Source organism: Brevundimonas sp. AC546 (assembly GCF_979258305.1).
This window is the reverse complement of the sequence record NZ_OZ409849.1, coordinates 464,664-488,324: the sequence shown is the minus strand read 5'-3', so window position 1 is coordinate 488,324 and position 23,661 is coordinate 464,664. Positions and strand designations below refer to the sequence as shown.

Here is a 23,661-nt window from a genome sequence, read left to right as displayed (position 1 = left end):
TCTCGGGCGGATAGGCTGTGGATCACTGACTTCAGACGGTTATCGGCAAAAACGCCGTCTAATCCGTCTAATTCGTCTGATCTCAAGCGCCGGTGACGTTGATCGCTACGGTCCAGACCATCAGCACGAAGCCGCCGCACGACGCCAGCGACAGCATATCTCTCATCAAACGCGGCATGACATTGTCTCCCACCAATCCGATATGTTCCGCTAATGTTCTATGTTGGCTTTTTGTTCTCGTCAACCACGCTGTGTGAAACCATTCGATCAACGCCGTCGTAGTGAGTGGAAACGGAGATCGCACGATGTCTACTCGCACCACGCTTGTCGCGCTCGCATCCCTGACCATCGGAGCGTTTGCGCTCGGCGCGCCTCTGCCCCGCCCCGCCGAGGCCCAGACGGCGGCGACGCTTCAAACAGCCATCTTCGCCGGTGGGTGTTTCTGGTCGGAAGAAAAGGCGTTCGACGACGTTCCGGGCGTCCGGTCTGCCGTGTCGGGCTTCGTCGGCGGACACACCGTCAATCCGACCTATGAACAGGTCGTGCGCGGCGGCACCGGCCATATGGAAGCGGTCCAGGTCACCTTCGATCCGCGCGTGGTTTCCTATCGCACCCTGGTCGATCGTTACTGGCGCACAATCGACCCAACCGACCCGAACGGCCAATTCTGCGACCAGGGGCCGTCCTACCGCTCAGCCGTGTTCGCCACGGATGGCCAACGCACCGACGCCGTCACCTCGCGGGACGCCGCCATGCGTGTTCTGAAGAAGAGCTTCACGACGCCTGTCGTTGGCGCCCAGCGCTTCTGGCCAGCGGGCGAAGAGCATCAAAACTACGCCAAGCGTCACGCCGCTAGCTATCAGGCCTATCGGATCGGATGCCGCCGCCCCGAACGCCTGCGGGCGATCTGGGGCGACGCCGCCGTCAGTTGATCAGTAGGCGTGGCTCTGGGCCGCGCGCTCTTCCAGATGACCGTCCTTCAGGGCGAAGACACGGTCCATATGGCCGGCCAGCTCCATGTTGTGGGTGGCGATCAAGGCCGCGACGCCGGTGTTCTTGGCCAGGTCGCGCAGGGCTTCGAACACCGACTGGCTGGTGGTCGGATCCAGGTTGCCGGTCGGCTCGTCGGCCAGCAGCAGGCGCGGCCCGTTGGCGAGCGCACGGCCGATGGCGACCCGCTGCTGCTCGCCGCCTGACAACTGCGCCGGCTGATGCGTTAGCCGTTCGCCCAGGCCAAGCGCCGTCAGCGTGACCTCGGCGCGTTTGCGGGCTTCGTCCTGAGGCACCCCCGCAATCCGCATCGGCAGGGCGACGTTGTCGCGTGCATCGAACTCGGGCAGCAGATGGTGGAACTGATAGACGAAGCCGATCCGGCCCAGACGCAGGCGCGTGCGCGCGCGCTCGTCCAGATTTCCGACCTGTTCGCCGTCGATGGCGACCGTGCCGCTGGTCGGTTTTTCCAACAGGCCTGCGGCGTGCAGCAGGGACGACTTGCCCGAGCCCGACGGGCCGATCAGCCCGACCAGCTCGCCAGGAAACACGTCCAGATCGACGCCCTTCAGAACGGTCAGGCCGCCCTGGGCGGTGTCATAGGTGCGGGTCAGGCCGCGCACCGACAGGATGGGAGCCTTACTCATAGCGGAGCGCCTCCACGGGATCGATGCGAGATGCGGTCCAGGACGGCGGCAGGCTGGCGATACAGCTCATCAGCAGCGACCAGAAGGTCACCCAGGCCACATCCGTCGGGTCGACCAGCGCGGGGATGGCGTCCAGCATATAGACGTCGGAATCGAACAGCTTGGTCTGCAGCACGAACTCCAGGAAATGCTGGATGGGACCGATGTTCCAGCAGAACAGCAGGCCCAGCACCAGACCGGCGATGGTGCCTGCCACGCCGATCATGGCGCCGGCCATGAAGAAGACGCGCAGGATGGACGACGGACTGGCGCCGATGGTGCGCAGGATGGCGATATCGCGGCCCTTATTCTTCACCAACATGACGATGCCGGAGATGATGTTCATGGCGGCGATGGCGACGACCAGGCCCAGGATGATGCTCATCGCCACCCGCTCGACCTTCAGCGCCCCGTAGAAGGCGGCGAGGCGTTCGCGCCAGTCGCTGACGACCGCGCCTGGCCCAGCCGCGTCACGAATGGCGGCGGTCAGGGCGCCGACCTGGTCGGGATCGTCGACCTTGATCTCGATGGCGTCCCAGACGCCTTCCTTGCCGAAGAAGAGCTGCTGCTGTTCCAGCGGCATGAAGATGAAGGCGCGGTCGTAATCGGCGGCGCCCGAGCGGAACAGGCCGCCGACGAAATAGGTCTTCTCCAGACCGCCCAGATTGCCGAAGGCGCTGTCGGCGCCGGTGGGCGAATACAGGGTCACCGGATCACCGACCCGCAACCCCATGGAGGTGGCCAAGGCCGCGCCGACCAGGATGCGATCGCCGCCGTAGGGGCCCTTGCCGAACCCGGCGCGCTCCTGCGGCGTCAGGCTGTCGAACACATATTGGGTCTTGGCCAGGTCTTCGGGACGGATGCCCTTGGCGATGGCGCCCGTCGTATAGCTGCCGACGCGGATCAGGCTTTGCGCCTCGTTCAACGGGCTGGCGCTGGCGACGCCCGGAACGGCCTGGATCCGTTTCAGCGCAGCTTCGCGATCCGGCGAAGTCAGGACAGCGCCCTGCACATACATATGCCCGTTGAAGGCCAGCATCCGGCCCAGCAATTCGCTGCGGAAGCCGGACATGATGCTCATGACGCTGATCAGGACAGCGACAGCCAGCATGATGCCGATGAAGCTGATCACCGCGATGGTGGCGACGCCGCCCTCCTTGCGCTTGGCGCGCAAGTAGCGGAGGGCCAGGCCGATCTCCCACGAGGAGAAGGCGCCGGACGGACGGGACGGCAGGCTCAAGCGGTCAGCCTTTCGATGGCTTCGGCCAGGGGCACAGAGACCTTCTCGCCGGTGGCGCGGCGCTTCAGTTCGACCACGCCGTCCGCCAGCCCCTTGGGACCGATGGTCAGCTGCCATGGCACGCCGATAAGGTCGGCGGTGGCGAACTTGCCGCCCGGACGCTCGTCGGTGTCGTCGTACAGCACGTCCTTGCCGAGCTTCTCCAGCTGGGCCACCGCGTCCTCGCAGGCGGCGGAGACGGCTTCGTCATTGGCGCGCAGGTTGATCACGACCACGTCGAACGGGGCCACGGCGTCAGGCCAGATGATGCCGCCCGCGTCGTGGCTGGCCTCGATGATGGCGCCCAGCAGGCGCGATACGCCGACGCCATAGCTGCCCATGTGGACCTCGGTGTCCTGACCGTCCGGCCCGGCGACCTTGGCCTTCATCGGGACCGAGTATTTGGTGCCGAAATAGAAGATGTGGCCGACCTCGATGCCGCGCGCCGACAGACGGTCGCCCTCGGCGGTCTGGGCCTCGAACTGGGCCGCGTCGTGCATTTCCTCGGTCGCGGCGTACAGGGCCGTGCGCTCGTCGAACACGGCCTGCAGCGCCTCGGCGTCGAGGTCGTGACCGGGAGGGGCCATCTCGACCAGCTTGCGGTCGCAGAAGACCTCGCTCTCGCCGGTTTCGGCCAGGACGATGAACTCATGGCTCAGGTCGCCGCCGATCGGGCCGGTGTCGGCGCGCATGGGCACAGCCTTGAGGCCCATGCGGGCGAAGGTGTTCAGATAGGCCGTGAACATGCGGTTGTAAGCGACGCGCGCAGACGCCTCATCCACGTCGAAGGAATAGGCGTCCTTCATCAGGAACTCGCGGCCGCGCATCACGCCGAACCGGGGCCGACGCTCGTCGCGGAACTTCCACTGGATGTGAAACAGGTTCAGCGGCAGCGACTTGTAGGACTTCACATAGGCCCGGAAGATGTCGGTGATCATCTCCTCGTTGGTCGGCCCGTAAAGCAGTTCGCGCTCGTGCCGGTCGGTGATGCGCAGCATCTCGGGACCGTAAGCGTCATAGCGGCCGCTCTCGCGCCACAGGTCGGCCAGTTGCAGGGTCGGCATCAGCAGTTCGACAGCGCCTGCGCGCATCTGCTCCTCGCGCACGATCTGCTCGACCTTGCGCAGCACCTTCAGGCCAAGCGGCAGCCAAGCATAGATGCCGGCGGCCTCCTGCTTGATCATGCCGGCGCGCAGCATCAGCTGGTGCGAGACGATCTGGGCGTCCGAAGGGGCTTCCTTCAGCGTGGGCAGGAAAAAGCGCGACAGGCGCATGATCGGAAATCCTAGGCGTAGAGACGGAACAAGGCTTTAGCCGCTCGACCGGGGCGAAAGCTAGGCCGGGTTGCGGTTTAGACGGCCGGTCCGTTGGCGAAGTTCGGCAAGGGCAGCCAGCCGGTGAAGATCAGCACCATGATGAATATCCAGAGCAGGGCCGAGACCCAGGTGGTCGTCAGGAACTTCTTCTTCAGATTTGGCGTCGTGGGCGCGCCCCACTGGGTCCCGTCCGTCGGCGGCTCGTGCGTCTCGCGCGATGTGCCCAGCGGCAGCACGGCGAACAGCACCGTCCACCAGGCGATGATGTAGATGCCGACCATGGTGAAGACGCCGATGGGCATGACGGACCTCTAGGGATGCGGCCGGCCGACGCCGTAGCGGGCCGCCAGATAGGGAGCGATGGCGTGATCCTGAAGGAAGCGCCGGCCGGTCGTCTCGCTGACCTGCGCGTCGGGCCAATCCAGTTCGCCGTCCAGGATCAGGATGGGACAGCCTTGATGCGCCTCACCCACCTGATAGATCACGGGCGGGCGCGGGCGGGCGTGATCCAGATAGACCAAATCCAGCGCGTCACGCAGTTGCGGATAGAAGGCCAGCACGCCCTCGACATAGGCGCCGGCCGGACAGAACAAGGGACCGCCCTGATCGTCATGCCAGTCGGGGTTCAATAAGAAGAGTCGCTCGGCCATCGGCGTGGATATAGCGGAACTACCGCCTCTGTCGCGACCGCTATTTCACCCCAGTCCGACGCCTGGATCACGCGTTCGACGCTCTGATCGCATCAGCGCCTATCGGGCGCAGCTTGGCGGAGGTCGGATACGCGCACGGCTTCGATCCGCGCTGAAGGACTTGTAGACGCCTGCGCAGGCCGGGCCTCTTGGATTTCGCGCGGCGAGGCTTAAATGCCAAGCCTTGCTGAACGGAATCCGCAACATGGCCGACTACGACTACGACCTCTTCGTCATCGGCGCCGGTTCGGGCGGGGTGCGGGCGGCGCGGCTGACGGCGCTGGATGGCAAGAAGGTCGCGGTCGCCGAGGAGTACCGGGTCGGCGGCACCTGCGTCATTCGTGGCTGCGTGCCCAAGAAGTTCATGGTCATGGCGTCGGAAGTCAGCCACGCGCTGGAGATCGCCGAGGGCTACGGCTGGTCCTTCGACAATGCCAGGTTCGACTGGCCCACCTTCCTGGAGGCCAAGGACGTCGAGATCGCCCGCCTGTCGGGCATCTACGCCGCCAACCTGGGCAAAGCCGGGGTCGAACTGGTCCACGGCCGCGCCGTCCTCAAGGACGCCCATACGGTCGAGATTGTCGGCAAGAACCGCACCATCACGGCTGAGAAAATCCTGATCGCCACGGGCGGCCGCCCGTGGAAGCCGGAGGATATGCCGGGCATCGGACACGCGATCACCTCGGAAGAAGCCTTCCATCTGCCGGAACTGCCCAAGCGCATCCTGATCGCGGGCGGCGGCTATATTGCGGTGGAATTCGCGGGCATCTTCGCCGGCCTCGGCGTCGAGACCACCCTGATCTATCGCGGCCCCAACATCCTGCGCGGCTTCGACGACGACGTGCGCGCGCACCTGGCTGGCGAGATCGAGAAGCGTGGCATCAAGGTCGTGCTGGGCTGCCAGCATGAGAAGATTGAGAAGACCGCCACCGGACTGGTCAATCATCTGGAGAATGGCATGAAGCTGGAAGCCGACGTGGTGATGTTCGCCACCGGCCGCATCCCCCACGTCAAGGACCTGGGCCTGGAAGCCGCCGGCGTCGAGTTGAACGACGAGGGCGCGATCAAGGTCGATCCGTATTCGAAGACCACGGCCGACAACATCTGGGCTATCGGTGATGTCACTGACCGGATGAACCTGACGCCCGTCGCCATCCGCGAAGCCGTCGCCTTCCACCAGACCGTCTATCGCGACAATCCCCAGCACTTCGACTATGAAGCCGTGGCCACCGCCGTTTTCAGCCAGCCGCCGGTCGGCGTCGTGGGCCTCAGCGAGGCCGAGGCGCGCCGGTCATGCTCCAAGGGGGTGGACGTCTACGTCACCCGCTTCCGTCCGATGAAATACGCCTTCACCGGCTCGGACGAGCGGGTGCTGATGAAGTTGGTGGTCGACGCCGACAGCCAGCGCGTCGTCGGCGTCCACATCGTCGGCCCCGACAGCCCGGAGATGATCCAGTTGGCCGCCATCGCCGTGAAGGCCGGCCTGACCAAGGCCCAATGGGACGCCACCTGCGCTGTCCACCCGACCATGGCCGAGGAACTGGTCACCCTGAAGGAGAAGCAGTCGAACGCCACCTCGGCCGGCTGACGCCCTTACGGCCGGGGCCGGTCGCGGAACCGTTCCAGCAGGTCCAGCCGCGCGCTAAACGGAACCGGCGTCACCGTCGGCCCGGCATTGCCGAAGTTCATCAGTCGGGTGTCCCCTGCCCTGGCGCGCGGCCACTCGACCCGGCCGACGCCATTGGGGTCGCCTGAACGCGCGAAGGCGGTCCAGTATCCGATCATGGCCTCCGACGCCTTGCGATCGCGATCCTCGACCGGATACGGCAGGGTGTTCAGTGTGCCGAACACATAGGGTCGCTCGATCGCGTGGGTCGCGCCGCCATGCGGCTCGGGGTTCTGCGGCGACGAGATGTCGAACCGATAGATCCAGGCCGGATGACCGGCCCTGTTATGCAGCCGCGCCAGCATCCGCGCCGGCTCGGAGAAGACCATGTCCGTGATGGCCAGCTTGTCGAACGCCTCCAGCCCGCCGTAGGCCTGGACCGCGTCGGCCCGCTCCAGCCAGGTCATGTCGTCGTCGATCTGGCCATAACCATTGCGGTCCGTGGGTCGCATCCACCAGAACTCGGCGCTGTTCGTCCCGATGATCAGCGGAACCGGCGCTTGCCGTCCCGCCTTGAAGGCCGCCTCGACCGTAGACGGCACAATGCGCCCGTCGATCAGCGTCAGGTCGCCGTTGGCGAAGACCGGCGGCGGGGTCAGGAACATGTCGGCGGGCGCGGCGCGCAGATCGGCGGCGGTCCTCAGACCGGCGCCAAAGGCCCAGACCTCACCCCGCTCGCGCGCTGACGGGGAGCCGTGCGGTCCCTTCTTGTCCAGCGGCGTCTGCAACTCGCGCCCCAGGCCCGACTGCACCACGGCCCGGTCGAACAGGCCCCGCGCCGGCGGCGAGATCATAAGCCGCGTCACGATGGCCCCGCCCGCCGACTCGCCAAAGATCGTGACGTTCTCGGGATCGCCGCCGAAGTCCGCGATATTGGCACGCACCCATTTCAGCGCCGCCGTCACATCCATCAGGCCATAGTTGCCCGCCGCCTCGCCCGCCGGCCGCTCGGCCGCCAGCGCCGGGTGGTCGAAGAATCCCAGCCGCCCCAGCCGATAGTTCAGCGTCACCACGACGACGCCGCGCTTGGCCAGGGTCGTGCCGTCATACAACTGAGCCGTCCCCGACCCGTTGACCAGCCCGCCGCCATGGATCCACACCATGACCGGCGCCGGCTGGCGCGTGCCCACCGGCCGCCAGACGTTCAGGTTCAGGCAGTCCTCGCTCATCGGCAGAGGACCGACGCCCGGATCGCCGCTGGGCGGCGCCTGCATGCACAGCGGCCCATAGGCGCTAGCGTCGCGCTGTCCCTGCCAGGTCGGCGCGGCGCCCGGCGGACGCCAACGTCGCTCGGCCGTCGGCGGCGCGGCGTAGGGAATGTTCTTGAACGTGGCCACGTCGGCATCGGCGCGTCCGATCAGGACGCCCTGCTGAATGCGGACGGTGGGCTGGTCGGCTGCAGGCGCCATCATGAGCGAGAGGGTGGCGAAGACGCCGGCGATTGTCATCAGCGCTGATTAGCAAATCCTGCGTTCAGGCCAATGACATTGCGATCACAGTTGACAACTGTACGGCGTCGAACCCTTTCCAACATTATGCGTTACGGCGAAGTGGGTACGGGGCAAGCGTTGCAGGATCAGGTCAAAACAGGCGACACGGCCGTCGATTTCGGCGCGGCCTTTGCGGCCTCGCCGAACTCCTATGTCCTGCTCACGCCGGACCTACGGATCGTGGACGTCAACCAAGCCTATATGGACGTGACCGGCGCAAAGCGCGGCGAAGTCGTTGGCCAGCCGCTGTTCGCCGCCTTTGATTCGGGGCCAGGGTCCGAGGCGCCCGAAAACGTGCGTCAGGTCCGCGCCTCATTGGAAAAAGCCCGCGACACCCGGCAGCGAGATGATCTCGCCCTCGTTCGCTTTTCGATGCCCCGTCCATCGACCGGCGGAGTGAATGTTTTCGAAGAACGGATCTGGAGCGCCACTCACACGCCGATCCTGAACAACGACGGCGATGTGGTGATGCTGCTCCAACACACCATGGACGTGACCGACCTGTCGCCTCCGACCCGGCCGGACGAGCCGACCACCGCGCTCGATGCGATCATCGGCGGCTCGGTCCTGCGTCGCGCCCAGTCGGTGCAGGAAGACAATCGTCGCCTGGAGACCGAACGCAACCGCCTCGTCGAAATGTTCATGCAGGCGCCCGGCTTCGTCGCCATCCTGTCTGGGCCTGAGCACCGGTTCCAGATGCACAACGCCGCCTATGGACAGTTGATCGGCCACCGTGAAATCGCTGGCAAATCCGTGCGCGACGCCCTGCCCGAACTGGAAGGGCAAGGCTTCTACGACTTGCTGGACACTGTCTTCGCCACTGGCGAGCCCTATGAAGGCCGCGACAGCATGGTGCAGCTTCGGCGGACGCCCGAGGGGCTGTTGGAAACGGTTCATCTCAACTTTATCTACCAGCCGATTCGCGACGAAGCTGGAGCCATGGTTGGCATCTTCGTGCAGGGCCATGACATCACCGAAAACGTCCAGGCAGCCCAGCGCCAGAAATTGATGATCGACGAATTGAACCACCGGGTGAAGAACACCCTGGCCACGGTCCAATCGATCGCGATCCAAACCGCTCGATCCAACATCGATCCCGCCAGCTTTGCGGAAACGTTCCAATCGCGGATCATGGCGCTTTCTCATACCCACAACCTGCTGACGCAAAGTCATTGGGAAGGCGCGGATTTGCGGGCCATTCTCGAACATGAAACCGAAGCCTACGGTCCGACCCGCATCAGCCTGAACGGCCCCCCTGTGGCGCTGGAACCCGCCGTGGTCCTGTCGCTCGGGATGATCTTCCACGAACTGGCGACGAACGCCGCCAAATACGGGGCGCTTCACAACGCCGACGGTCGCGTCATGATCGATTGGGCGCTCGCCGATCAGCGGGCGCTGAAATTGAACTCGTCTGGCGCGAAATGGGTGGTCCGAAAGTTACGGTTCCGGACAGAAGAGGTTTCGGTAGCCGTTTGATTGAACGAAACATTCGCCATGATCTGGCGGGCGAGATCGATCTGGTCTACGCCCCTGATGGATTGATTGCGGAACTGACGGTTCCACTCGACAGGACGGCCGCACGATGACCCAACCCCTGACCGGCCGCCGCGTCCTGATCGTCGAGGATGAATCCCTCGTCGCGATGCTCCTCGAGACGATCCTGGAAGACATGGAATGCATTCCCGTCGGCCCGGCGTCCAATATTGACGACGGCGAGACCCTGGCCCGCGATACGGCCGACCTCGACGCCGCCTTGCTGGATGTCAACGTCGCCGGCCGACAGGTCTTCCCCGTCGCCGAGGTGCTGAAGGCGCGCGGCGTACCCTTCGTGTTTTCGACCGGCTACGGCGAAGGCGGCCTGCCCGAAGAATGGCGCGGCCAAGCCACCATCCAGAAGCCCTTCACCGAAGCCGCCATCCGCGACGCCCTGATGAAGGCCATTGGCGTCGCACAAGCCTGAGCCCTAGCTCGGCATTCGCCGGGGCGCGAACCAGCCGGATTCGGTCAGTTGCACCGAGCCTGCGACCGCCAGCACCTTAAGGGTGTGGGTAATCAGACGTTTGGCGCGCGGCCGACTTCCGGCGAACTCATCAATCAGGTCGATGGGCGACATGGGAATTCCCTGTCTGCGAAGGATGGCGAGGAGTCTGGACGCCAGAACGCCTGGTTCCTCCGGCAGGATCGCCTTTTCCCGCGATGGCGGCAGAACCGGCTGCGTCGGTGTCGCTGAACCCTGTCGAACCTTGCCGGTCCGATAGGCTGGCCGCAAAAAGCGAATATCACCCTGCGCCTCTTGATCGGCCCTGGCCTGGTTCAGTTCGATCAGACGCGAGACGATCTGATCGTCGGCTAAGTCGTCGGGCCAGCCATAGGCGCGGGACACCAGGCGATCGAGGCGCTGGTGCAGATGGTCGATGATACCGATACGCCCCTTGTCATGAACCATGCGTTCGGCAGTGGACAATCCATCTGCCTGACCCATCCGCGCTCTGGCGTTGTAAAGTCCGGTCATGGTCAGGGCGTCGCTGTTGCGAAGCACGTCGGCCCTCACTGCATCCAGTTCTTCGGCCAGAACGCCGATTTCCGCCGCCAACGCGCCATTTAGATCAGGAAACGGAAAGGCATCGAAGCAGACGCCTTTCACATAGACCGCCTCGTGGGCGTACTCGCCAATACGGCCCGCGTTCGCGGCGAACCAGGCGCGATGCTGGCGCGACGACAGGACCCCAAGCACAACCGGATCATCAATGGCGATCACCACGAGCTTGTTGTCCGATAGCGTTGAAGCATCCATGAAGCGGAACCAGCGATGTTTGGCGGTTTCGACCGTGACGATGTAGCGGTTCAGCCCGTCCAAGGCGTCGCGAAGATCTCGGCGCGGCTCGCCGAAAATCCACCAGTTATCGCGATAGGTCGCCCTGTTGTTGCGATCCCGATCCGGCTTCACCGTCTCCAAAAGATGCTGGAAAATTAGTGGATGTCGGCGACGCACCTCGCCCTCGGCCCAGCCGAAGAAGTCGATCACCTGCAGCCCACGCGATCGGTCCGCTAGATCGCGACCGTTGCGATAATCTCGAATCGGCGACGGCGCTTGAGAGTCAGAACCGGTCAGGAGAGCGTTCGCTCTCTCGGGAGTAACCTGAAAGCCCGCCCCCATAAGTTGAACACCACGATAGGCCAAACCGGCGTTGGCCTTGAGCTGTCGTACCCGCGTCAACCGGCTGTCCAGCATAAGGTCCGCACCAATGTCGCCATGCCGCTCTTCGAACATCGTGGCGTCGGCATCCCTGATCTTTAACCAGCGCCCCTGCCCGTCCGGCCCGCCACGCTCGGCGACGGACATGGCGATCCTGACGTCGGCGCAGCCCACGCCCTTCGCCCAGGGATGGTCCGCAATCGCGAAAACGAGCCTGATCGGCGGCCGTTTGCCGAGGTGATGCTCCAGCACACGGCGTGAAAATGTCTGAGTGATTGAGTTGGTGGTGATGAATCCGAACCGTCGCAGGATCGTATCGGGTTGGGTCAGAATATCAGCCGCGCGATCCCACCAGGCGGTGACGAAATCCGCCGAGAGGAAGCGTCCGCCTCGAATGGCGCTCAAGGCGTCGACATAACCATCGCCCAGTTCGCGTCGGAGATCCTTGCCGCCGATGAAGGGCGGATTGCCAATGATGAAATCCACCTCAGGCCATGGAGTCGGGCGTGGATCGATGTAGCGCACGGCCTCTCGCTCGGCGCTCTCCCGCCAAGACGCCATTTCGACACGCGAGTACTCAATCAGGGCGTCAGCCTGTCGAATGGTCCGAAAGTTCTTGAGTATGGGCTCCGACGGCATGGGGGCGCCGGACACCCGAAAGTGCCATTGCAGATGGCCGATCCACATGACCATCTCCGCAATCCAGGCGGCGTTAGCGTTCTTTTCGAGCCCATAGAATTGCTCGGGACTGACGACTTGACCCTGGAACGCCAGAACGCCCTGATGGTCGCCCATTTCCCCAAGCGCGCTGAAGACCTCCTCCTCCAGCTCCTTCATCATTCTCATGGCGACATAGAGAAAGTTGCCGGTGCCGCAGGCGGGATCCAGTACACGCGTCTTGCACAGCTGCTTATGAAAGGCGTGAAGACGACGGCGCGCGTTGATGACGTCGCCCTGTACAAAGTCATTCACGGCCTCGCCTTCGACAGCTTCCCAGTCCGCGCGCAACGGCTCCATGATCGTCGGTTCGATCAGTCGCTCGACATAGGCGCGAGGGGTATAGTGCGCGCCCAGTTCGGCCCGCTCGGATGGATCAAGCGCCTGCTCCAGCAGGGTTCCGAAAATGGCCGGCTCCACATCGGTCCAGTCGCATTTCGCTGCCGCAATCAGTGCTGACAACTCATCTTCGGTGATCGGCAACGCCTCGACGTTTTTGTACAGGCCGCCGTTGAACCGACGAACGGATTGGTGGGTGGCGACGCAATAACCGCCTTGGTCCATCGCCACGAACAGTGACCGCGCACCATTATGGAGTTGCTCCGCTGTACCCTCATAGGTTTCGAGCAATTCCAAAAAGCTGCGTCGTCTGATCAGCCCGACGCTATCCGCGAACATGGCGAAGATGCATTGCATGACAAAACGCGCAGTCTTGCTGGCCTGGGCGGCGCGGTCGACCCGCCCGAGTCCAACATGACGCCGACCGTTGATCGACCTCACCAACCATGCCAGAGACGTCGCAATCTCCGTCGTCACCGCCGCCGACCGCACCGCCGGATCGAGCGACATTGGATCAGTCCACACCCGGCGCAGCCGCTCACGGACCTCGGACGAACGCAACTGATCCAGAGTGTTGCGATACCGCGCCCGGTCGGGGAACGGCGCGTAGATTTTGCCTTGCCGCGCGAAGTCGGACCACAGTTCTATGGACCTGCCGACGTCCACAGTGATCAGGAACGGCGGCCATTCGTCCAAGGCTTTGGCGTAGTTTTCCGCCTGGCGTTTCGCGATGCGCATGACGCGATCAAGCGCCTCTCGCGACGGCGCACGACACTTGGCGGTAGGTTTCGCAAATAGCGCCAGTTGCGCTGCGGGATCCAGCGGTCCGCCATCGCCTCGCTTGGGCGACTGCTTGGCCTCGAGCACGAAACAGCCTCGCTTGGCGCAGTCGATCGATCCTGTGGTGATCGACCCATTATCATGCCGGAATTTGACCGGCCGCTCGAAGCAGTAGTCCAGATCCCCCGTCTTCTCATCGTCCGGCGCGGGCGCGCCGATCAGCCTGCACAGCTGGATGATGAAGGTCTGATAATGGGCTCGCTCGCTGATCGGTACAGCGGACCAATGAGCGATAAAGGCCTCGACCTGGTCTGATTGTTCTCCCGCCATAGAAACAATCTAGGATTATTTCTCGTAGAAATGCAATCTATACGGGCGTTCCATTTCTGTAGCGGGTGGAGCACATTGGCTTGCCTAGCCAGTAGCAAAGCTCCGCCGGACGAGAGACGTCCCAGACCGCAAGGTCCGCCGCCTTGCCCAGTTCGACGGTGCCGATCTCGTCCAGCATCCCAAGCGCACGCGCCGCTTCTCGCGTCGCGCCGGCCAGAGCTTCTTCGGGGGTCAGACGGAACTGGACGCAGGCGAGGTTCAGTGCGGCGGTCATGGAGGCCACGGGCGAGGTGCCGGGGTTGCAGTCGGTGGCGATCGCCATACGCACGCCGTGGCGACGCAGCAGATCGATGGGCGGCGCCTGGGTCTCGCGCAGCATCAGATAGGCGCCGGGCAAGAGAACCGCGACGACGCCGGCGGCGGCCATGGCGGCGACGCCTTGCTCGGTCGCATGTTCGATGTGGTCCGCAGACAGCGCTTGATAGCGCGCCGCCAGCGCCGCGCCGCCGCCGTTCGACAACTGGTCGGCATGCAGCTTCACCGGCAGGCCCAGAGCGCGCGCCTTGTCGAACAGGCGCGACACCTCTTCGGTGGAGAAGGCGATGGGTTCACAATAGGCGTCTACCGCGTCGACCAGGCCTTCGGCATGGGCGGCGGGCAGGACGTCGTCGATGGCCAAATCGACATAGGCGGCGCGATCTTCGCGATACTCGGGCGGCACGGCATGCAGGCCGAGATAGCTGGTGCGGACGCGCAGCCCGCCCCCGCGCCCTATGCGGCGCGCGACGCGCAACATCTTCAGTTCCGTCTCGCGATCCAGGCCATAGCCCGACTTAATCTCGACGGTCGTCACGCCAGTGGCCTTCAGCCCCGCCAATCGCGTCATGGCAGACGCGAACAGGTCGTCTTCCGATGCCGCACGCGTTGCCTTGACCGAGGAGACGATGCCGCCACCCGCACGCGCGATCTCTTCGTATGTCGCGCCGCCCAGCCGCTGCTCGAACTCGGCTGAGCGGTCGCCGCCGAACACCAGGTGCGTATGGCAGTCGATCAAGCCCGGCGTGATCCAGCGCCCGTCCAGCCGCTCGGTTTCGGCCGCATCCACGGCGGGCAGATCGGCGTGCGGCCCCACCCAGGCGATCCGGCCGTCGGCGATCACCACAGCGGCATCCTGGATGGCGCCGTAGGGGACCGGTCCGTCGACCATGGTGGCGACGTGACAGTCGAGCAGCAGACGGTCGGCCTTCATCGGCGGGGCTCCTTTGAGTGGGCTGACGAGAAACGCGCCACCAGATCGTAGCGGTCGCCGGGGAAGGTCTGCCAGACCCGCGTCACCCCCTGCCCGTCGCGCCATGTCCGCCGCTCGACGCACAGGCAGGCCGCGCCCGGTTTGAGTTCCAGCAGGCGTGCGGCGCGGGTGTCAGCCGCGATGGCAGAGATGCGGTTCTCGGCCTCGGTCCAGGGTGCCGAGTCCAGCAGCCAGCTTCCCGGCGGAACCGTTTGGAAATCAACGTCTATGGCTTGAGGCGCTGCGCCCAGGGCGATCAGCCGATGCTCCAGCGCCAGCGGTGCGCCGTCGGCGCTGTGCAGACAGGTCAGGTCCAGCAGACGACCGTCCGACGCCAGTTCGATTTCTTCCGCGCCCTCCGGTTGGCGTTCGGTTCGCTCCAGAAGAACATAGCCGTAAGCCTGCCCCCGCTCGATCACCTCGGCCCGCAGGTCGGGAATGGCCAAGACGGCGGCATGCGCCTTGGGCTGGGCGACGAAAGTGCCGGCTCGACGCCGACGCGTGACCAGCCCCCGGCCCGCCAATTCGGAAATGGCCTTGGACACGGTCATACGCGAGCAGCCGTAGCGTTCGGTCAGTTCATGTTCGAACGGAATCCGGTCGCCGGGCGACAGATCGCCGGACAGGATGCGCCCCTCAATATCGGCGTAGATGCGACGATGCAGGCTCATCCCAGCACCGTCGCCAGCGCCTTGCGATATCGCGCCTCGACGGCGTCCCGCGCGATGTGGCGGCCGTTCTTCACGACCTCGCGCCCAGCACGCCAGACCGACGAAATCGAGCCCGTCGGCGCACCGAAGATCCAGCTATCGAGCAACGCATCGCCCGAACGTCCGGCGAAGGCCATGCCGCTGGTATCGAGCGACACCAGATCCGCCGATGCGCCGACGTACAGACCCGATGACGCACCTGTCGCCTGAGCGCCGCCCGCCAACGCATGGTCGAACAGGGCGCGGCCCGTCGAGCGCTTCGCATCCGCCATGACGGCGCGCCCGCGCAGCGCCAGCCGCTGGCTGTATTCCAGCATCCGCAACTCTTCAGCTACGCCGATCTGGACGTTGGAATCTGTGCCGATGCCGAACCGGCCGCCAGCCCGCGTGAACTCGGCCGCCGGAAAGACCCCGTCGCCCAGATTGGCCTCGGTTATGGGGCACAGGCCGACGACTGCGCCGCGTTCAACCACGCCGCGCCATTCGGTCTCGGTCACATGGGTCGAGTGGATCAGGCACCAGCGTGGATCGACCGGCGCATTGGCCAGCAGCCATTCGACCGGCCTCGCCCCCGACCAGGCTAGGCAGTCCGCCACCTCCTTGGTCTGTTCCGCGACATGGATATGGATCGGTCGGTCGCCCGCCAGCGCCGGCATGGCCGCCAGCTCGTCCGGGCTGACAGCCCGCAGGCTGTGCGGGGCCACGCCGACCACGGCGTCAGGCAGATCGGCGGTCAGAGTCCGGCACCGCGCGACCAGATCTGCGAACCCGTCCAGATCGTTGATGAAGCGCCGCTGTCCATGCGACGGCGGCTGCCCGCCGAACCCGGCATGGGCGTAGAAGACCGGCAGCATGGTCAGGGCGATCCCCGTCGCCCGCGCCGCCGCCACGATGCGCGCGGCGATCTCGGCCCGATCCGCGTAGGCGGCGCCTGACGGGGCGTTATGCAGATAGTGGAACTCGGCGACGCGGGTGAAGCCGCCCTCCAGCATCTCCATGAAGGCCAGGGCGGTGATGGCCTCGATCTCTTCTGGCCCGCCCCGGTCGAGGAAGCGGTACATCAGTTCGCGCCAGGTCCAGAAGTCGTCGTCGGAAGGCCCGCGCGCCTCAGTCAGACCTGCCATGGCTCTCTGGAAGGCATGGCTGTGGACATTGGCGACGCCAGGCAAGGCGACGCCGCCGCCCTCATCACTACCGATGCGGGCCACGCCCGCTTCGAGACTGACGATCCGCCCGTCCGCCACGCCGATGCGGACATCGCGCGCCCAGCCGTCCGGCAGCAGGGCCGCCTCGAACCAGAGGGTGCGATCCACAGGCGGCGGCTGAAGGGTCACTGGACAGGTCCGTTTGATTACGATCAATATGTCTAGACATACCACGATGGATCGATTTGGCGAGGGAGGGTTGAACGGATGCAGGACTGGCTGACCGTGCATGAGGGTCCGGCGCCGTTGGTGATTGGCCTGCCGCACACAGGGACGGATATCCCGGCCGCCATCGAGGCGCGGATGACCTCTCCCTGGCTCGCGCGCAAGGACGCCGACTGGTGGGTGGACCGGCTGTACGATTTCGCCGTCGATATGGGCGCGACGCTGGTGCGCACCGGCGTGTCCCGCAGCGTCATCGACGTAAACCGCGACCCGTCGGGCGTCTCCCTCTATCCCGGCATGACCACGACCGGCCTCTGCCCCACCGAAACCTTCGACGGCGAGCCGCTGTATCGGGCGGGTCAGGAACCCGACGCGGCCGAGATCGCCCAGCGACGCGCGACTTGGTTCGCCCCCTATCATGCCGCCCTGCAGAGCCAGTTGGACCGGCTGAGCAGCCAAGGGCCAGTCGTCCTCTACGACGCCCATTCGATCCGTTCGGTGGTGCCGCGCCTGTTCGAGGGCGAACTGCCCCAGTTCAATATCGGCGACAACGACGGCACGACCTGCGCAAGGGAACTGAGCCAGGCCGTCGAAGCCGCCTGCGCCGTCAGCGGCGCCAGTCTGGTCGTCAATGGCCGGTTCAAGGGCGGATGGACAACGCGCCACTATGGCCGGCCCGAAACGGGCATCCACGCCATCCAGATGGAACTGGCGGACCGGGGCTACATCCTCGATCCCGCCGGGCCGGTGTCGCCCGACAACTGGCCCAGCGCCTACGAGCCGGAACGCGCCGAACCGATGCGCGGCCATCTGCGCCGCGTCCTGACCGCCTGCATCGATTTTGCGAAGAGCCAAAGATGAACACGCCCAACGCCCGGATCGTCCGCAGCCCGCGCGGACCCGAAAAGACGGCCAAGACCTGGGCCGCCGAGGCGGCCATGCGGATGCTGATGAACAATCTCGACCCCGAGGTGGCCGAGCGGCCCCAGGACCTGGTCGTCTATGGCGGCATCGGCAAGGCGGCGCGTGACTGGGTGGCGTTCGACAAGATCGTCGAGACCCTGCAGACGCTGGGAGCCGACGAGACCCTGCTGGTTCAGTCGGGCAAGCCGGTCGGCGTCTTCCGCACCCACGCCGACGCTCCGCGCGTCCTGATCGCCAACTCCAACCTGGTGCCCAAATGGGCGACCTGGGAGCATTTCAACGAACTCGATCGCAAGGGCCTGATGATGTACGGCCAGATGACGGCCGGGTCGTGGATCTACATCGGCACCCAGGGCATCGTCCAAGGCACCTACGAGACCTTCATGGAGGCCGGTCGTCAGCATCACGGCGGCGACTGGTCAGGCAAATGGATCCTGACGGCGGGCCTTGGCGGCATGGGCGGCGCCCAGACCCTGGCGGCGACCATGGCCGGCGCCTCCTGCCTGGCCATCGAATGCCAGCGCAGCCGGATCGAGATGCGGCTGAAGACCCGTTACCTCGACGTCATGGCCGAGACGCTGGACGACGCTTTGGTCTTGATCGAAGACGCCCGCCGAACGGGAAACCCGATATCTGTCGGCCTGTTGGGCAATGCAGCGGACGTCCTGCCTGAGATGGCCAGGCGCGGCGTCCGTCCCGATCTGGTCACCGACCAGACCAGCGCCCACGACCTGATCAACGGCTATCTGCCCTCCGGCTGGACGGTCGCCGAGTGGGAAGACAAGCGCGTCAGCGATCCCGACAGCGTCGCAGCCGCCGCGCGCACGTCCATCATCAAACACGTCAATGCGATGCTGGCCTTCCAGGCGATGGGCGTGCCGACGACCGACTATGGCAACAACATCCGCCAGGTCGCCTTCGACGCGGGCGTCACCAACGCCTTCGACTTCCCCGGCTTCGTCCCGGCCTATATCCGCCCGCTGTTCTGCCGTGGGATCGGACCGTTCCGCTGGGCCGCCCTCACCGGCGATCCAGACGATATCCGAAAGACCGACGCCGCCATGAAGCGGCTGTTCCCCGACAACGCCGGCCTGCACCGCTGGCTGGACATGGCGGGCGAGCGCATTGCATTTCAAGGCCTTCCAGCCCGTATCTGCTGGATCGGATTGGGTGATCGCCACCGCGCCGGCCTGATGTTCAACGACATGGTGGCGTCCGGCGAACTGTCCGGCCCCATCGTCATCGGTCGCGATCATCTGGACAGCGGATCCGTCGCCAGCCCGAACCGCGAGACCGAGGCCATGGTGGACGGTTCCGACGCCGTGTCCGACTGGCCGCTGCTGAACGCTCTGCTGAACACGGCGTCTGGCGCCAGCTGGGTGTCGCTGCACCATGGCGGCGGGGTCGGCATGGGCTATTCCCAGCACTCGGGCGTCGTCATCGTGGCAGACGGCACGTCAGAAGCCGCCAGACGGCTGGAGCGGGTGCTGTGGAACGACCCGGCCACCGGCGTCATGCGACACGCCGACGCGGGCTACGAGATCGCCAAAGAGGCCGCGCGCGAGCATGGTCTGAACCTTCCCAGTCTCGCCTGACCCCATGTTTCAGGGCTGATCCACGGCCCGCCACGCCTTCGAGGAAAGCCGCATGGAATTCGCCGCCGTCGCCCTGCCCTTGGCTCTCGGGGTCATCATGTTCGGCCTCGGGCTAGATCTGACGCCCGCTGACTTCGTGCGCGTGGCCAAGCAGCCCAAGGCGGCCGCCGTCGCCCTGGGTTGCCAGTTGCTGCTACTGCCGGCGCTCTGTTTCGCCCTGGTGCTTCTGTTCCGACTGCCGCCCATCCTGGCGGTAGGGATGCTGCTGCTGGCGGCCTCGCCCGGCGGCACGACCGCCAACCTCTATAGCCACCTGTTTCGGGGCGATGTGGCGCTGAACATTTCTCTGACGGCGATCAACTCGGTCATCGCCGTCGTCACCCTGCCGGTCATCACCAACCTGGCCATCGCCTGGTTCCAGCCAGGCGACCTCAGCGTCGGGCTACAGTTCCGCAAGACGCTGGAGGTGTTCCTGATTGTTCTCGCGCCGGTCGCGCTGGGCATGACCGTGCGGGCGCTGAAGCCGGGCTTCGCCAGCGCCATGGACAAGCCTGTCCGCATCGCCTCTGTGGCCATCCTTGTCCTTGTGATCGCAGGAGCGGCGGCCAGCAGCTTCGATCTGCTGGCCTCCAACGTCCTGCTGCTGGGAGGGATTGCGACCGTCTTCTGCGGCCTCAGCCTGACGGTCGGCTATGTCGTTCCGCGCCTGCTGAAGATCGAGAAAACCCAGGCGGTAGCCAGCGCCTTCGAAGTCGGCATCCACAACGCCACCCTCGCCATCGTGATTTCCCAGGGCGTGCTGGGGCGGCCCGAGATGTCGCTGCCCGCCGCCGTCTATGGCGTGCTGATGTTCCCGATCGCGGCGCTGTTCGGACTGTGGATCACACGACGCCCCGGCTGATCCAGATTTATCGTTCCCCTCAGGGACAGACAGAAGCAGACATGACACTTATCCTAGGCCAATCCCCTCTCTCCCTGGCCCAACTGCGTGCCGTGCTCGACGGCCCCGTTACGGTTGGATTGACCCCCACCGCATGGGCCGATGTGGAAAAGGGCGCAGCGGTCATCGCCGCCATCGTAGCCGAGGGTCGCACCGTCTATGGCGTCAACACCGGCTTCGGCCTGCTGGCCAATACCTCCATCGCGCCGGGTGACCTGGAGACGCTGCAGCGCAATCTGGTGCTGAGCCACGCCTGCGGTGTCGGGCCGCTGCTGCCCGATGCGGTGACGCGTCTTTTGATGGTGCTGAAGATCGCCAGCCTGTCGCGGGGCGCCTCGGGCATCCGACGCGAGACGCTGGAGGCCCTGGTCGCCTTGGTCAACGCCAACGTCTTGCCCTGCATCCCGTCGAAGGGATCGGTCGGCGCCTCGGGCGACCTGGCGCCCTTGGCCCATATGTCCTGCGTCCTGATCGGCGTGGGCGAGGCACGGTTGAACGGCGAGACGCTGGAGGCCGAGGCGGCCCTGGCCAAGGTCGGCCTTTCACCCCTGACGCTGGGCCCCAAGGAAGGCCTGGCCCTATTGAACGGCACCCAGTGTTCGACGGCTCTGGCACTGGCGGGCTTGTTCGCGACCGAGGCGGTGTTCGCCGCCGGCATCGCGGCCGGCGCCCTGTCGGTCGATGCGCTGAAAGGCTCGGACGCCCCGTTCGATCCACGCATCCATGCTCTGCGCGGTCAGCCGGGCCAGATCGCCGTCGCCGACCGCCTTCGCGAGTTGATGACCAACTCGGCCATCCGCGACAGCCACCGCGACGACTGCGCCAAGGTGCAGGATCCCTATTCCCTGCGCTGCCAGCCTCAGGTCATGGGCGCGATTCTGGATGTGCTGAACACCGCCGCCGCCACGTTGGAACGTGAGGCCAACGCTGTAACCGACAATCCGCTGGTCTTCATCAAGGACGGTGATGTGATCTCGGGCGGGAACTTCCACGCCGAACCCGTTGCTTTCGCTGCCGATCAGATCGCCATGGCCCTGTGCGAGATCGGCAATATCTCTGAACGCCGCACATCGATCCTGGTTGATCCAAAGATGAGCGAGCTACCTGCCTTCCTGGTCAAGGAAAGCGGCCTGAACTCCGGCTTCATGATCGCCCAGGTGACCGCCGCCGCGCTGATCGCCGAAAACCGGATGGTCGCCCACCCATGCAGCGTGGACACCGTCCCCACCAGCGCAAATCAGGAGGACCACGTCTCCATGGCCACCCACGGCGCGCGGCGCCTGCTCGACATGGCCGAGAACGCGGCGACGGTGGTGGGCATCGAACTGCTAGCGGCGGCGCAGGGGCTGGAGTTCCACCGCCCCCTGACCAGCTCGCCGGTTCTGGAGCAGGTGTTCGCCATCGTACGCGAGGCCGCCGCCCCCTACGCCAGCGACCATTATTTCGCGCCGGATATCGCCCGTGCGACCGATGGCGTGCGCGCCGGTCGCTATCGGGCCTTCGCCGGCGACCTGCTGCCCTCCGCCTGACGGGAATCAACCGCCCAGAATACCCAGGTGCTCCAGCAGAATCACCGTGCCCAGGCCGATCAGGGCGACGCCGCCGATAATCTCGGCGGTCTTGCCGAACCGGGTTCCAACGGCCTTGCCGATCAGCATGCCGATGGTCGTCAGGACGAAGGTGGTGAAGCCGATCGAGGCGGCGATCACCCAGATGTTCACCCCGATAAAGGCCAGGCCCACGCCGACGGCCGCCGCGTCGATGCTGGTGCCGACGGCGGTGGCGATCAGAGCCCAGCGGCCGGTCCGGCGCGGCGCGGCGGCGTCTTGCGCATCTCGCGGCTTGGCGCCTTCCCAGATCATCTTGCCGCCGACGATCAGCAGAAGCGTGAAGGCGATCCAGTGGTCGATCTGTGCGACCAAACCCGCCGCAACAAGCCCTAGCCCCCAACCGATCAGAGGCGTGATCGCCTCGATGACGCCGAACACCAGCCCGGCCTTGATGGCGTCCTTGACGGCCGGTCTATGCGACGCCCCGCGTCCGACGGCGGCCGCAAAGGCGTCCGTGGACATGCTGAGTGACAGGATGGCGATGGCGCCTGGGGTCATGACACAGCACTCGACCGAACGCGTGACAGCGGCCCCACCCCGGCCGGTCGCGGCGGTGGAACGCGCTGGTCTCGCTAGGCGGTGCTTGTCCGCTGATCGCGCCACGCGTCGAAACGCGAGTATGTTGACGCGATCCCGACGACGAACGTCGGAAGCTACTCCCCAACAGGAGGCGGTCCTCTACACGCCGAGCCGACGCGTTGGCAACCGCGCAGGTCAGTCAAAGGGTTGCAGCGGCGCCCGTCTCAGGGCCGCCAGATTGGCGGAGTTGGTGCAGAAACAGACGGTTCTCAGCTGTCGAATGACCAGCTGAAAATGATCCAAGACGGCCTCGGTCGAGAGCGTCGCCGCCGCCAACACCCCCGCGGCCTGTCCCGCCACGTCCGCGCCGAGACGAATCGCCTTGGCGACGTCCAGCCCGTTGCGTACTCCGCCCGATCCGATGATGACGGCCTCCGGGCAGGCGCGCCTGACATCCACTAGAGCATGAGCCGTGGGCGTGCCCCAGTCGGCAAAGATGGCGGCGTGGGCCTTTTCCGCCGGATCCGCAGCGCGTTCGCCCTCGACCAGCCCCCAGTTCGAACCACCGGCTCCGGCGACGTCCACAGCGGCCACGCCCATGTCCACCAGCCGCCGCGCCGTGCGTCCAGACAGGCCCGCGCCGGTCTCCTTGACGACGACCGGAACCTCCAGCTTGAGGACCAGGGCCTCCAGCGCCGCCCCGACGCCCCACCAGTCGCGATCTCCCTCGGGCTGACAGGCCTCCTGCAGCGGGTTGAGGTGAACGACCAGGGCGTCGGCGTCGATCATCTCGACCGCTCGCCGGGCCTCGTCCAAACCGAAGCCCCGCGTCAGCTGGGCGGCCCCGATGTTGGACAGGATGAAGGTGTCCGGGGCCCGACGACGCAGCGTCCGGTCCAGGCCGCCTGCCGCTCCACCCTCGACCGCCGCGCGCTGGGAGCCGACCGCCAAGGCGATGCCCAAATGCTGGGCCGCCTCGGCCAGGCGCGCATTGATCGCCTCGGCCCGCGTCGGTCCGCCAGTCATGGCGCTGATCAGCAATGGCGACTTCAACCGCCGGCCCAGGAAGTCGGCGCCCAGGTCGATCTTGTCGTGATCGAGGTCGGGCAACGCCTCATGGACGAAATGCACGCGGTCGAAGCCTGCATCGCGAGCGTGCCTGCCGCGCCCGGCCAGCACCACGTCCAGGTGCTGGTCCTTGCGGTTCGGCGGGGCGGCGTCGGTCAT

At 65.6% G+C, this 23,661-nt stretch carries 20 protein-coding genes and 1 riboswitch; of the genes, 8 read left to right on the top strand and 12 right to left on the bottom strand.

The genetic code is table 11. From position 1 onward, the window contains the following. Nucleotides 1–305: 305 nt before the first annotated feature. Entirely contained in the window at nt 306–932 is a 627-nt protein-coding gene (gene msrA / locus ACZZZD_RS02425; RefSeq protein WP_463432325.1) for a peptide-methionine (S)-S-oxide reductase MsrA, read from the top strand. Here the strand turns inward: msrA and ACZZZD_RS02420 are convergent, their stop codons facing one another. The 5 genes from ACZZZD_RS02420 to ACZZZD_RS02400 all read right to left on the bottom strand — a co-directional run bounded on the left by ACZZZD_RS02420 (nt 933) and on the right by ACZZZD_RS02400 (nt 4,921). Beyond that, on the bottom strand, nt 933–1,637 hold the full coding sequence (locus tag ACZZZD_RS02420; protein WP_463432323.1) for an ABC transporter ATP-binding protein: 705 nt from the start codon (nt 1,635–1,637) through the stop codon (nt 933–935). Continuing rightward, nucleotides 1,630–2,916 (bottom strand): lipoprotein-releasing ABC transporter permease subunit, encoded by a 1,287-nt coding sequence (locus ACZZZD_RS02415; protein ID WP_463432321.1) that lies wholly within the window; start codon nt 2,914–2,916, stop codon nt 1,630–1,632. Before ACZZZD_RS02415 ends, ACZZZD_RS02420 begins: the two co-directional genes overlap by 8 nt. Further along, the gene (gene proS / locus ACZZZD_RS02410) at nt 2,913–4,229 is read right to left on the bottom strand and encodes a proline--tRNA ligase (RefSeq protein ID WP_159851141.1); all 1,317 of its coding nucleotides are present in this window, start codon (nt 4,227–4,229) and stop codon (nt 2,913–2,915) included. Before proS ends, ACZZZD_RS02415 begins: the two co-directional genes overlap by 4 nt. A 77-nt stretch (nt 4,230–4,306) precedes the next feature. Further along, nucleotides 4,307–4,573, bottom strand: a complete 267-nt coding sequence (locus ACZZZD_RS02405) for a DUF1467 family protein (RefSeq protein WP_463432318.1) — start codon at nt 4,571–4,573, stop codon at nt 4,307–4,309. A gap of 9 nt (nt 4,574–4,582) precedes the next feature. Continuing rightward, nucleotides 4,583–4,921 carry a DUF3088 family protein gene (locus ACZZZD_RS02400; protein WP_463432316.1) on the bottom strand — a complete coding sequence of 113 codons (339 nt, stop codon included), beginning with the start codon at nt 4,919–4,921 and terminating at the stop codon, nt 4,583–4,585. 244 nt (nt 4,922–5,165) lie between these two features. On the opposite strand from ACZZZD_RS02400, the gene gor reads away from it, so the two are divergent. Continuing rightward, entirely contained in the window at nt 5,166–6,548 is a 1,383-nt protein-coding gene (gor, locus tag ACZZZD_RS02395) for a glutathione-disulfide reductase (protein WP_463432314.1), read from the top strand. A 5-nt stretch (nt 6,549–6,553) separates the two neighbouring features. Here the strand turns inward: gor and ACZZZD_RS02390 are convergent, their stop codons facing one another. Then, nucleotides 6,554–8,074 (bottom strand): carboxylesterase/lipase family protein, encoded by a 1,521-nt coding sequence (locus tag ACZZZD_RS02390; RefSeq protein ID WP_463432312.1) that lies wholly within the window; start codon nt 8,072–8,074, stop codon nt 6,554–6,556. Nucleotides 8,075–8,161: 87 nt separating this feature from the next. Between ACZZZD_RS02390 and ACZZZD_RS02385 the strand changes: the two genes are divergently transcribed. Further along, nucleotides 8,162–9,592: a PAS domain-containing sensor histidine kinase gene (locus ACZZZD_RS02385; RefSeq protein WP_463432310.1), complete on the top strand. Its 1,431-nt coding sequence runs from the start codon at nt 8,162–8,164 to the stop codon at nt 9,590–9,592. A gap of 106 nt (nt 9,593–9,698) precedes the next feature. Next, entirely contained in the window at nt 9,699–10,076 is a 378-nt protein-coding gene (locus tag ACZZZD_RS02380; protein ID WP_463432308.1) for a response regulator, read from the top strand. A 3-nt stretch (nt 10,077–10,079) separates the two neighbouring features. On the opposite strand, the gene ACZZZD_RS02375 is transcribed toward ACZZZD_RS02380, so the two are convergent. From ACZZZD_RS02375 to ACZZZD_RS02360, 4 genes are read right to left on the bottom strand one after another with little or no spacing between them, the layout of a single operon-like run. Next, complete coding sequence (locus tag ACZZZD_RS02375) at nt 10,080–13,478, bottom strand: class I SAM-dependent DNA methyltransferase (RefSeq protein WP_463432306.1); 3,399 nt, start codon at nt 13,476–13,478, stop codon at nt 10,080–10,082. Nucleotides 13,479–13,515: 37 nt separating this feature from the next. Continuing rightward, entirely contained in the window at nt 13,516–14,727 is a 1,212-nt protein-coding gene (gene hutI, locus ACZZZD_RS02370; protein ID WP_463432304.1) for an imidazolonepropionase, read from the bottom strand. Further along, nucleotides 14,724–15,437, bottom strand: coding sequence for a histidine utilization repressor (gene hutC, locus ACZZZD_RS02365; RefSeq protein ID WP_463432302.1), 714 nt, complete (start codon nt 15,435–15,437; stop codon nt 14,724–14,726). The genes hutI and hutC overlap by 4 nt, the downstream gene beginning before the upstream one ends. Beyond that, a complete protein-coding gene (locus ACZZZD_RS02360; RefSeq protein ID WP_463432300.1) occupies nt 15,434–16,810 on the bottom strand; it encodes a formimidoylglutamate deiminase in 1,377 nt (458 codons plus the stop codon). The genes hutC and ACZZZD_RS02360 overlap by 4 nt, the downstream gene beginning before the upstream one ends. Before the next feature lie 78 nt (nt 16,811–16,888). On the opposite strand from ACZZZD_RS02360, the gene hutG reads away from it, so the two are divergent. The 4 genes from hutG to hutH are packed head-to-tail and all read left to right on the top strand — an operon-like array spanning nt 16,889 to nt 21,834. Beyond that, nucleotides 16,889–17,707 (top strand): N-formylglutamate deformylase, encoded by an 819-nt coding sequence (hutG, locus tag ACZZZD_RS02355; protein WP_463432298.1) that lies wholly within the window; start codon nt 16,889–16,891, stop codon nt 17,705–17,707. Continuing rightward, nucleotides 17,704–19,365 (top strand): urocanate hydratase, encoded by a 1,662-nt coding sequence (gene hutU / locus ACZZZD_RS02350; protein WP_463432296.1) that lies wholly within the window; start codon nt 17,704–17,706, stop codon nt 19,363–19,365. The genes hutG and hutU overlap by 4 nt, the downstream gene beginning before the upstream one ends. A gap of 52 nt (nt 19,366–19,417) precedes the next feature. Continuing rightward, nucleotides 19,418–20,266, top strand: a complete 849-nt coding sequence (locus ACZZZD_RS02345) for a bile acid:sodium symporter family protein (protein ID WP_463432294.1) — start codon at nt 19,418–19,420, stop codon at nt 20,264–20,266. A gap of 41 nt (nt 20,267–20,307) precedes the next feature. Continuing rightward, on the top strand, nt 20,308–21,834 hold the full coding sequence (hutH, locus tag ACZZZD_RS02340; protein WP_463432292.1) for a histidine ammonia-lyase: 1,527 nt from the start codon (nt 20,308–20,310) through the stop codon (nt 21,832–21,834). 6 nt (nt 21,835–21,840) lie between these two features. Here hutH and ACZZZD_RS02335 read toward each other — a convergent pair whose 3' ends face one another. Beyond that, nucleotides 21,841–22,413 (bottom strand): manganese efflux pump MntP, encoded by a 573-nt coding sequence (locus ACZZZD_RS02335; protein ID WP_463432290.1) that lies wholly within the window; start codon nt 22,411–22,413, stop codon nt 21,841–21,843. A gap of 3 nt (nt 22,414–22,416) precedes the next feature. Next, nucleotides 22,417–22,586: riboswitch (yybP-ykoY riboswitch) on the bottom strand. A gap of 43 nt (nt 22,587–22,629) precedes the next feature. Continuing rightward, entirely contained in the window at nt 22,630–23,661 is a 1,032-nt protein-coding gene (gene fni, locus ACZZZD_RS02330) for a type 2 isopentenyl-diphosphate Delta-isomerase (RefSeq protein ID WP_463432288.1), read from the bottom strand.

What these genes read in the sequence shown, in the direction of transcription:
- msrA (WP_463432325.1), top strand. Translation starts at nt 306, where the DNA reads ATGTCTACTCGCACCACGCTTGTCGCGCTCGCATCCCTGACCATCGGA.
- ACZZZD_RS02420 (WP_463432323.1), bottom strand. Translation starts at nt 1,637, where the DNA reads ATGAGTAAGGCTCCCATCCTGTCGGTGCGCGGCCTGACCCGCACCTAT.
- proS (WP_159851141.1), bottom strand. Translation starts at nt 4,229, where the DNA reads ATGCGCCTGTCGCGCTTTTTCCTGCCCACGCTGAAGGAAGCCCCTTCG.
- ACZZZD_RS02405 (WP_463432318.1), bottom strand. Translation starts at nt 4,573, where the DNA reads ATGCCCATCGGCGTCTTCACCATGGTCGGCATCTACATCATCGCCTGG.
- ACZZZD_RS02400 (WP_463432316.1), bottom strand. Translation starts at nt 4,921, where the DNA reads ATGGCCGAGCGACTCTTCTTATTGAACCCCGACTGGCATGACGATCAG.
- gor (WP_463432314.1), top strand. Translation starts at nt 5,166, where the DNA reads ATGGCCGACTACGACTACGACCTCTTCGTCATCGGCGCCGGTTCGGGC.
- ACZZZD_RS02390 (WP_463432312.1), bottom strand. Translation starts at nt 8,074, where the DNA reads ATGACAATCGCCGGCGTCTTCGCCACCCTCTCGCTCATGATGGCGCCT.
- ACZZZD_RS02385 (WP_463432310.1), top strand. Translation starts at nt 8,162, where the DNA reads ATGCGTTACGGCGAAGTGGGTACGGGGCAAGCGTTGCAGGATCAGGTC.
- ACZZZD_RS02380 (WP_463432308.1), top strand. Translation starts at nt 9,699, where the DNA reads ATGACCCAACCCCTGACCGGCCGCCGCGTCCTGATCGTCGAGGATGAA.
- ACZZZD_RS02375 (WP_463432306.1), bottom strand. Translation starts at nt 13,478, where the DNA reads ATGGCGGGAGAACAATCAGACCAGGTCGAGGCCTTTATCGCTCATTGG.
- hutI (WP_463432304.1), bottom strand. Translation starts at nt 14,727, where the DNA reads ATGAAGGCCGACCGTCTGCTGCTCGACTGTCACGTCGCCACCATGGTC.
- hutC (WP_463432302.1), bottom strand. Translation starts at nt 15,437, where the DNA reads ATGAGCCTGCATCGTCGCATCTACGCCGATATTGAGGGGCGCATCCTG.
- hutG (WP_463432298.1), top strand. Translation starts at nt 16,889, where the DNA reads ATGCAGGACTGGCTGACCGTGCATGAGGGTCCGGCGCCGTTGGTGATT.
- hutU (WP_463432296.1), top strand. Translation starts at nt 17,704, where the DNA reads ATGAACACGCCCAACGCCCGGATCGTCCGCAGCCCGCGCGGACCCGAA.
- ACZZZD_RS02345 (WP_463432294.1), top strand. Translation starts at nt 19,418, where the DNA reads ATGGAATTCGCCGCCGTCGCCCTGCCCTTGGCTCTCGGGGTCATCATG.
- hutH (WP_463432292.1), top strand. Translation starts at nt 20,308, where the DNA reads ATGACACTTATCCTAGGCCAATCCCCTCTCTCCCTGGCCCAACTGCGT.
- ACZZZD_RS02335 (WP_463432290.1), bottom strand. Translation starts at nt 22,413, where the DNA reads ATGACCCCAGGCGCCATCGCCATCCTGTCACTCAGCATGTCCACGGAC.
- fni (WP_463432288.1), bottom strand. Translation starts at nt 23,661, where the DNA reads ATGACCGACGCCGCCCCGCCGAACCGCAAGGACCAGCACCTGGACGTG.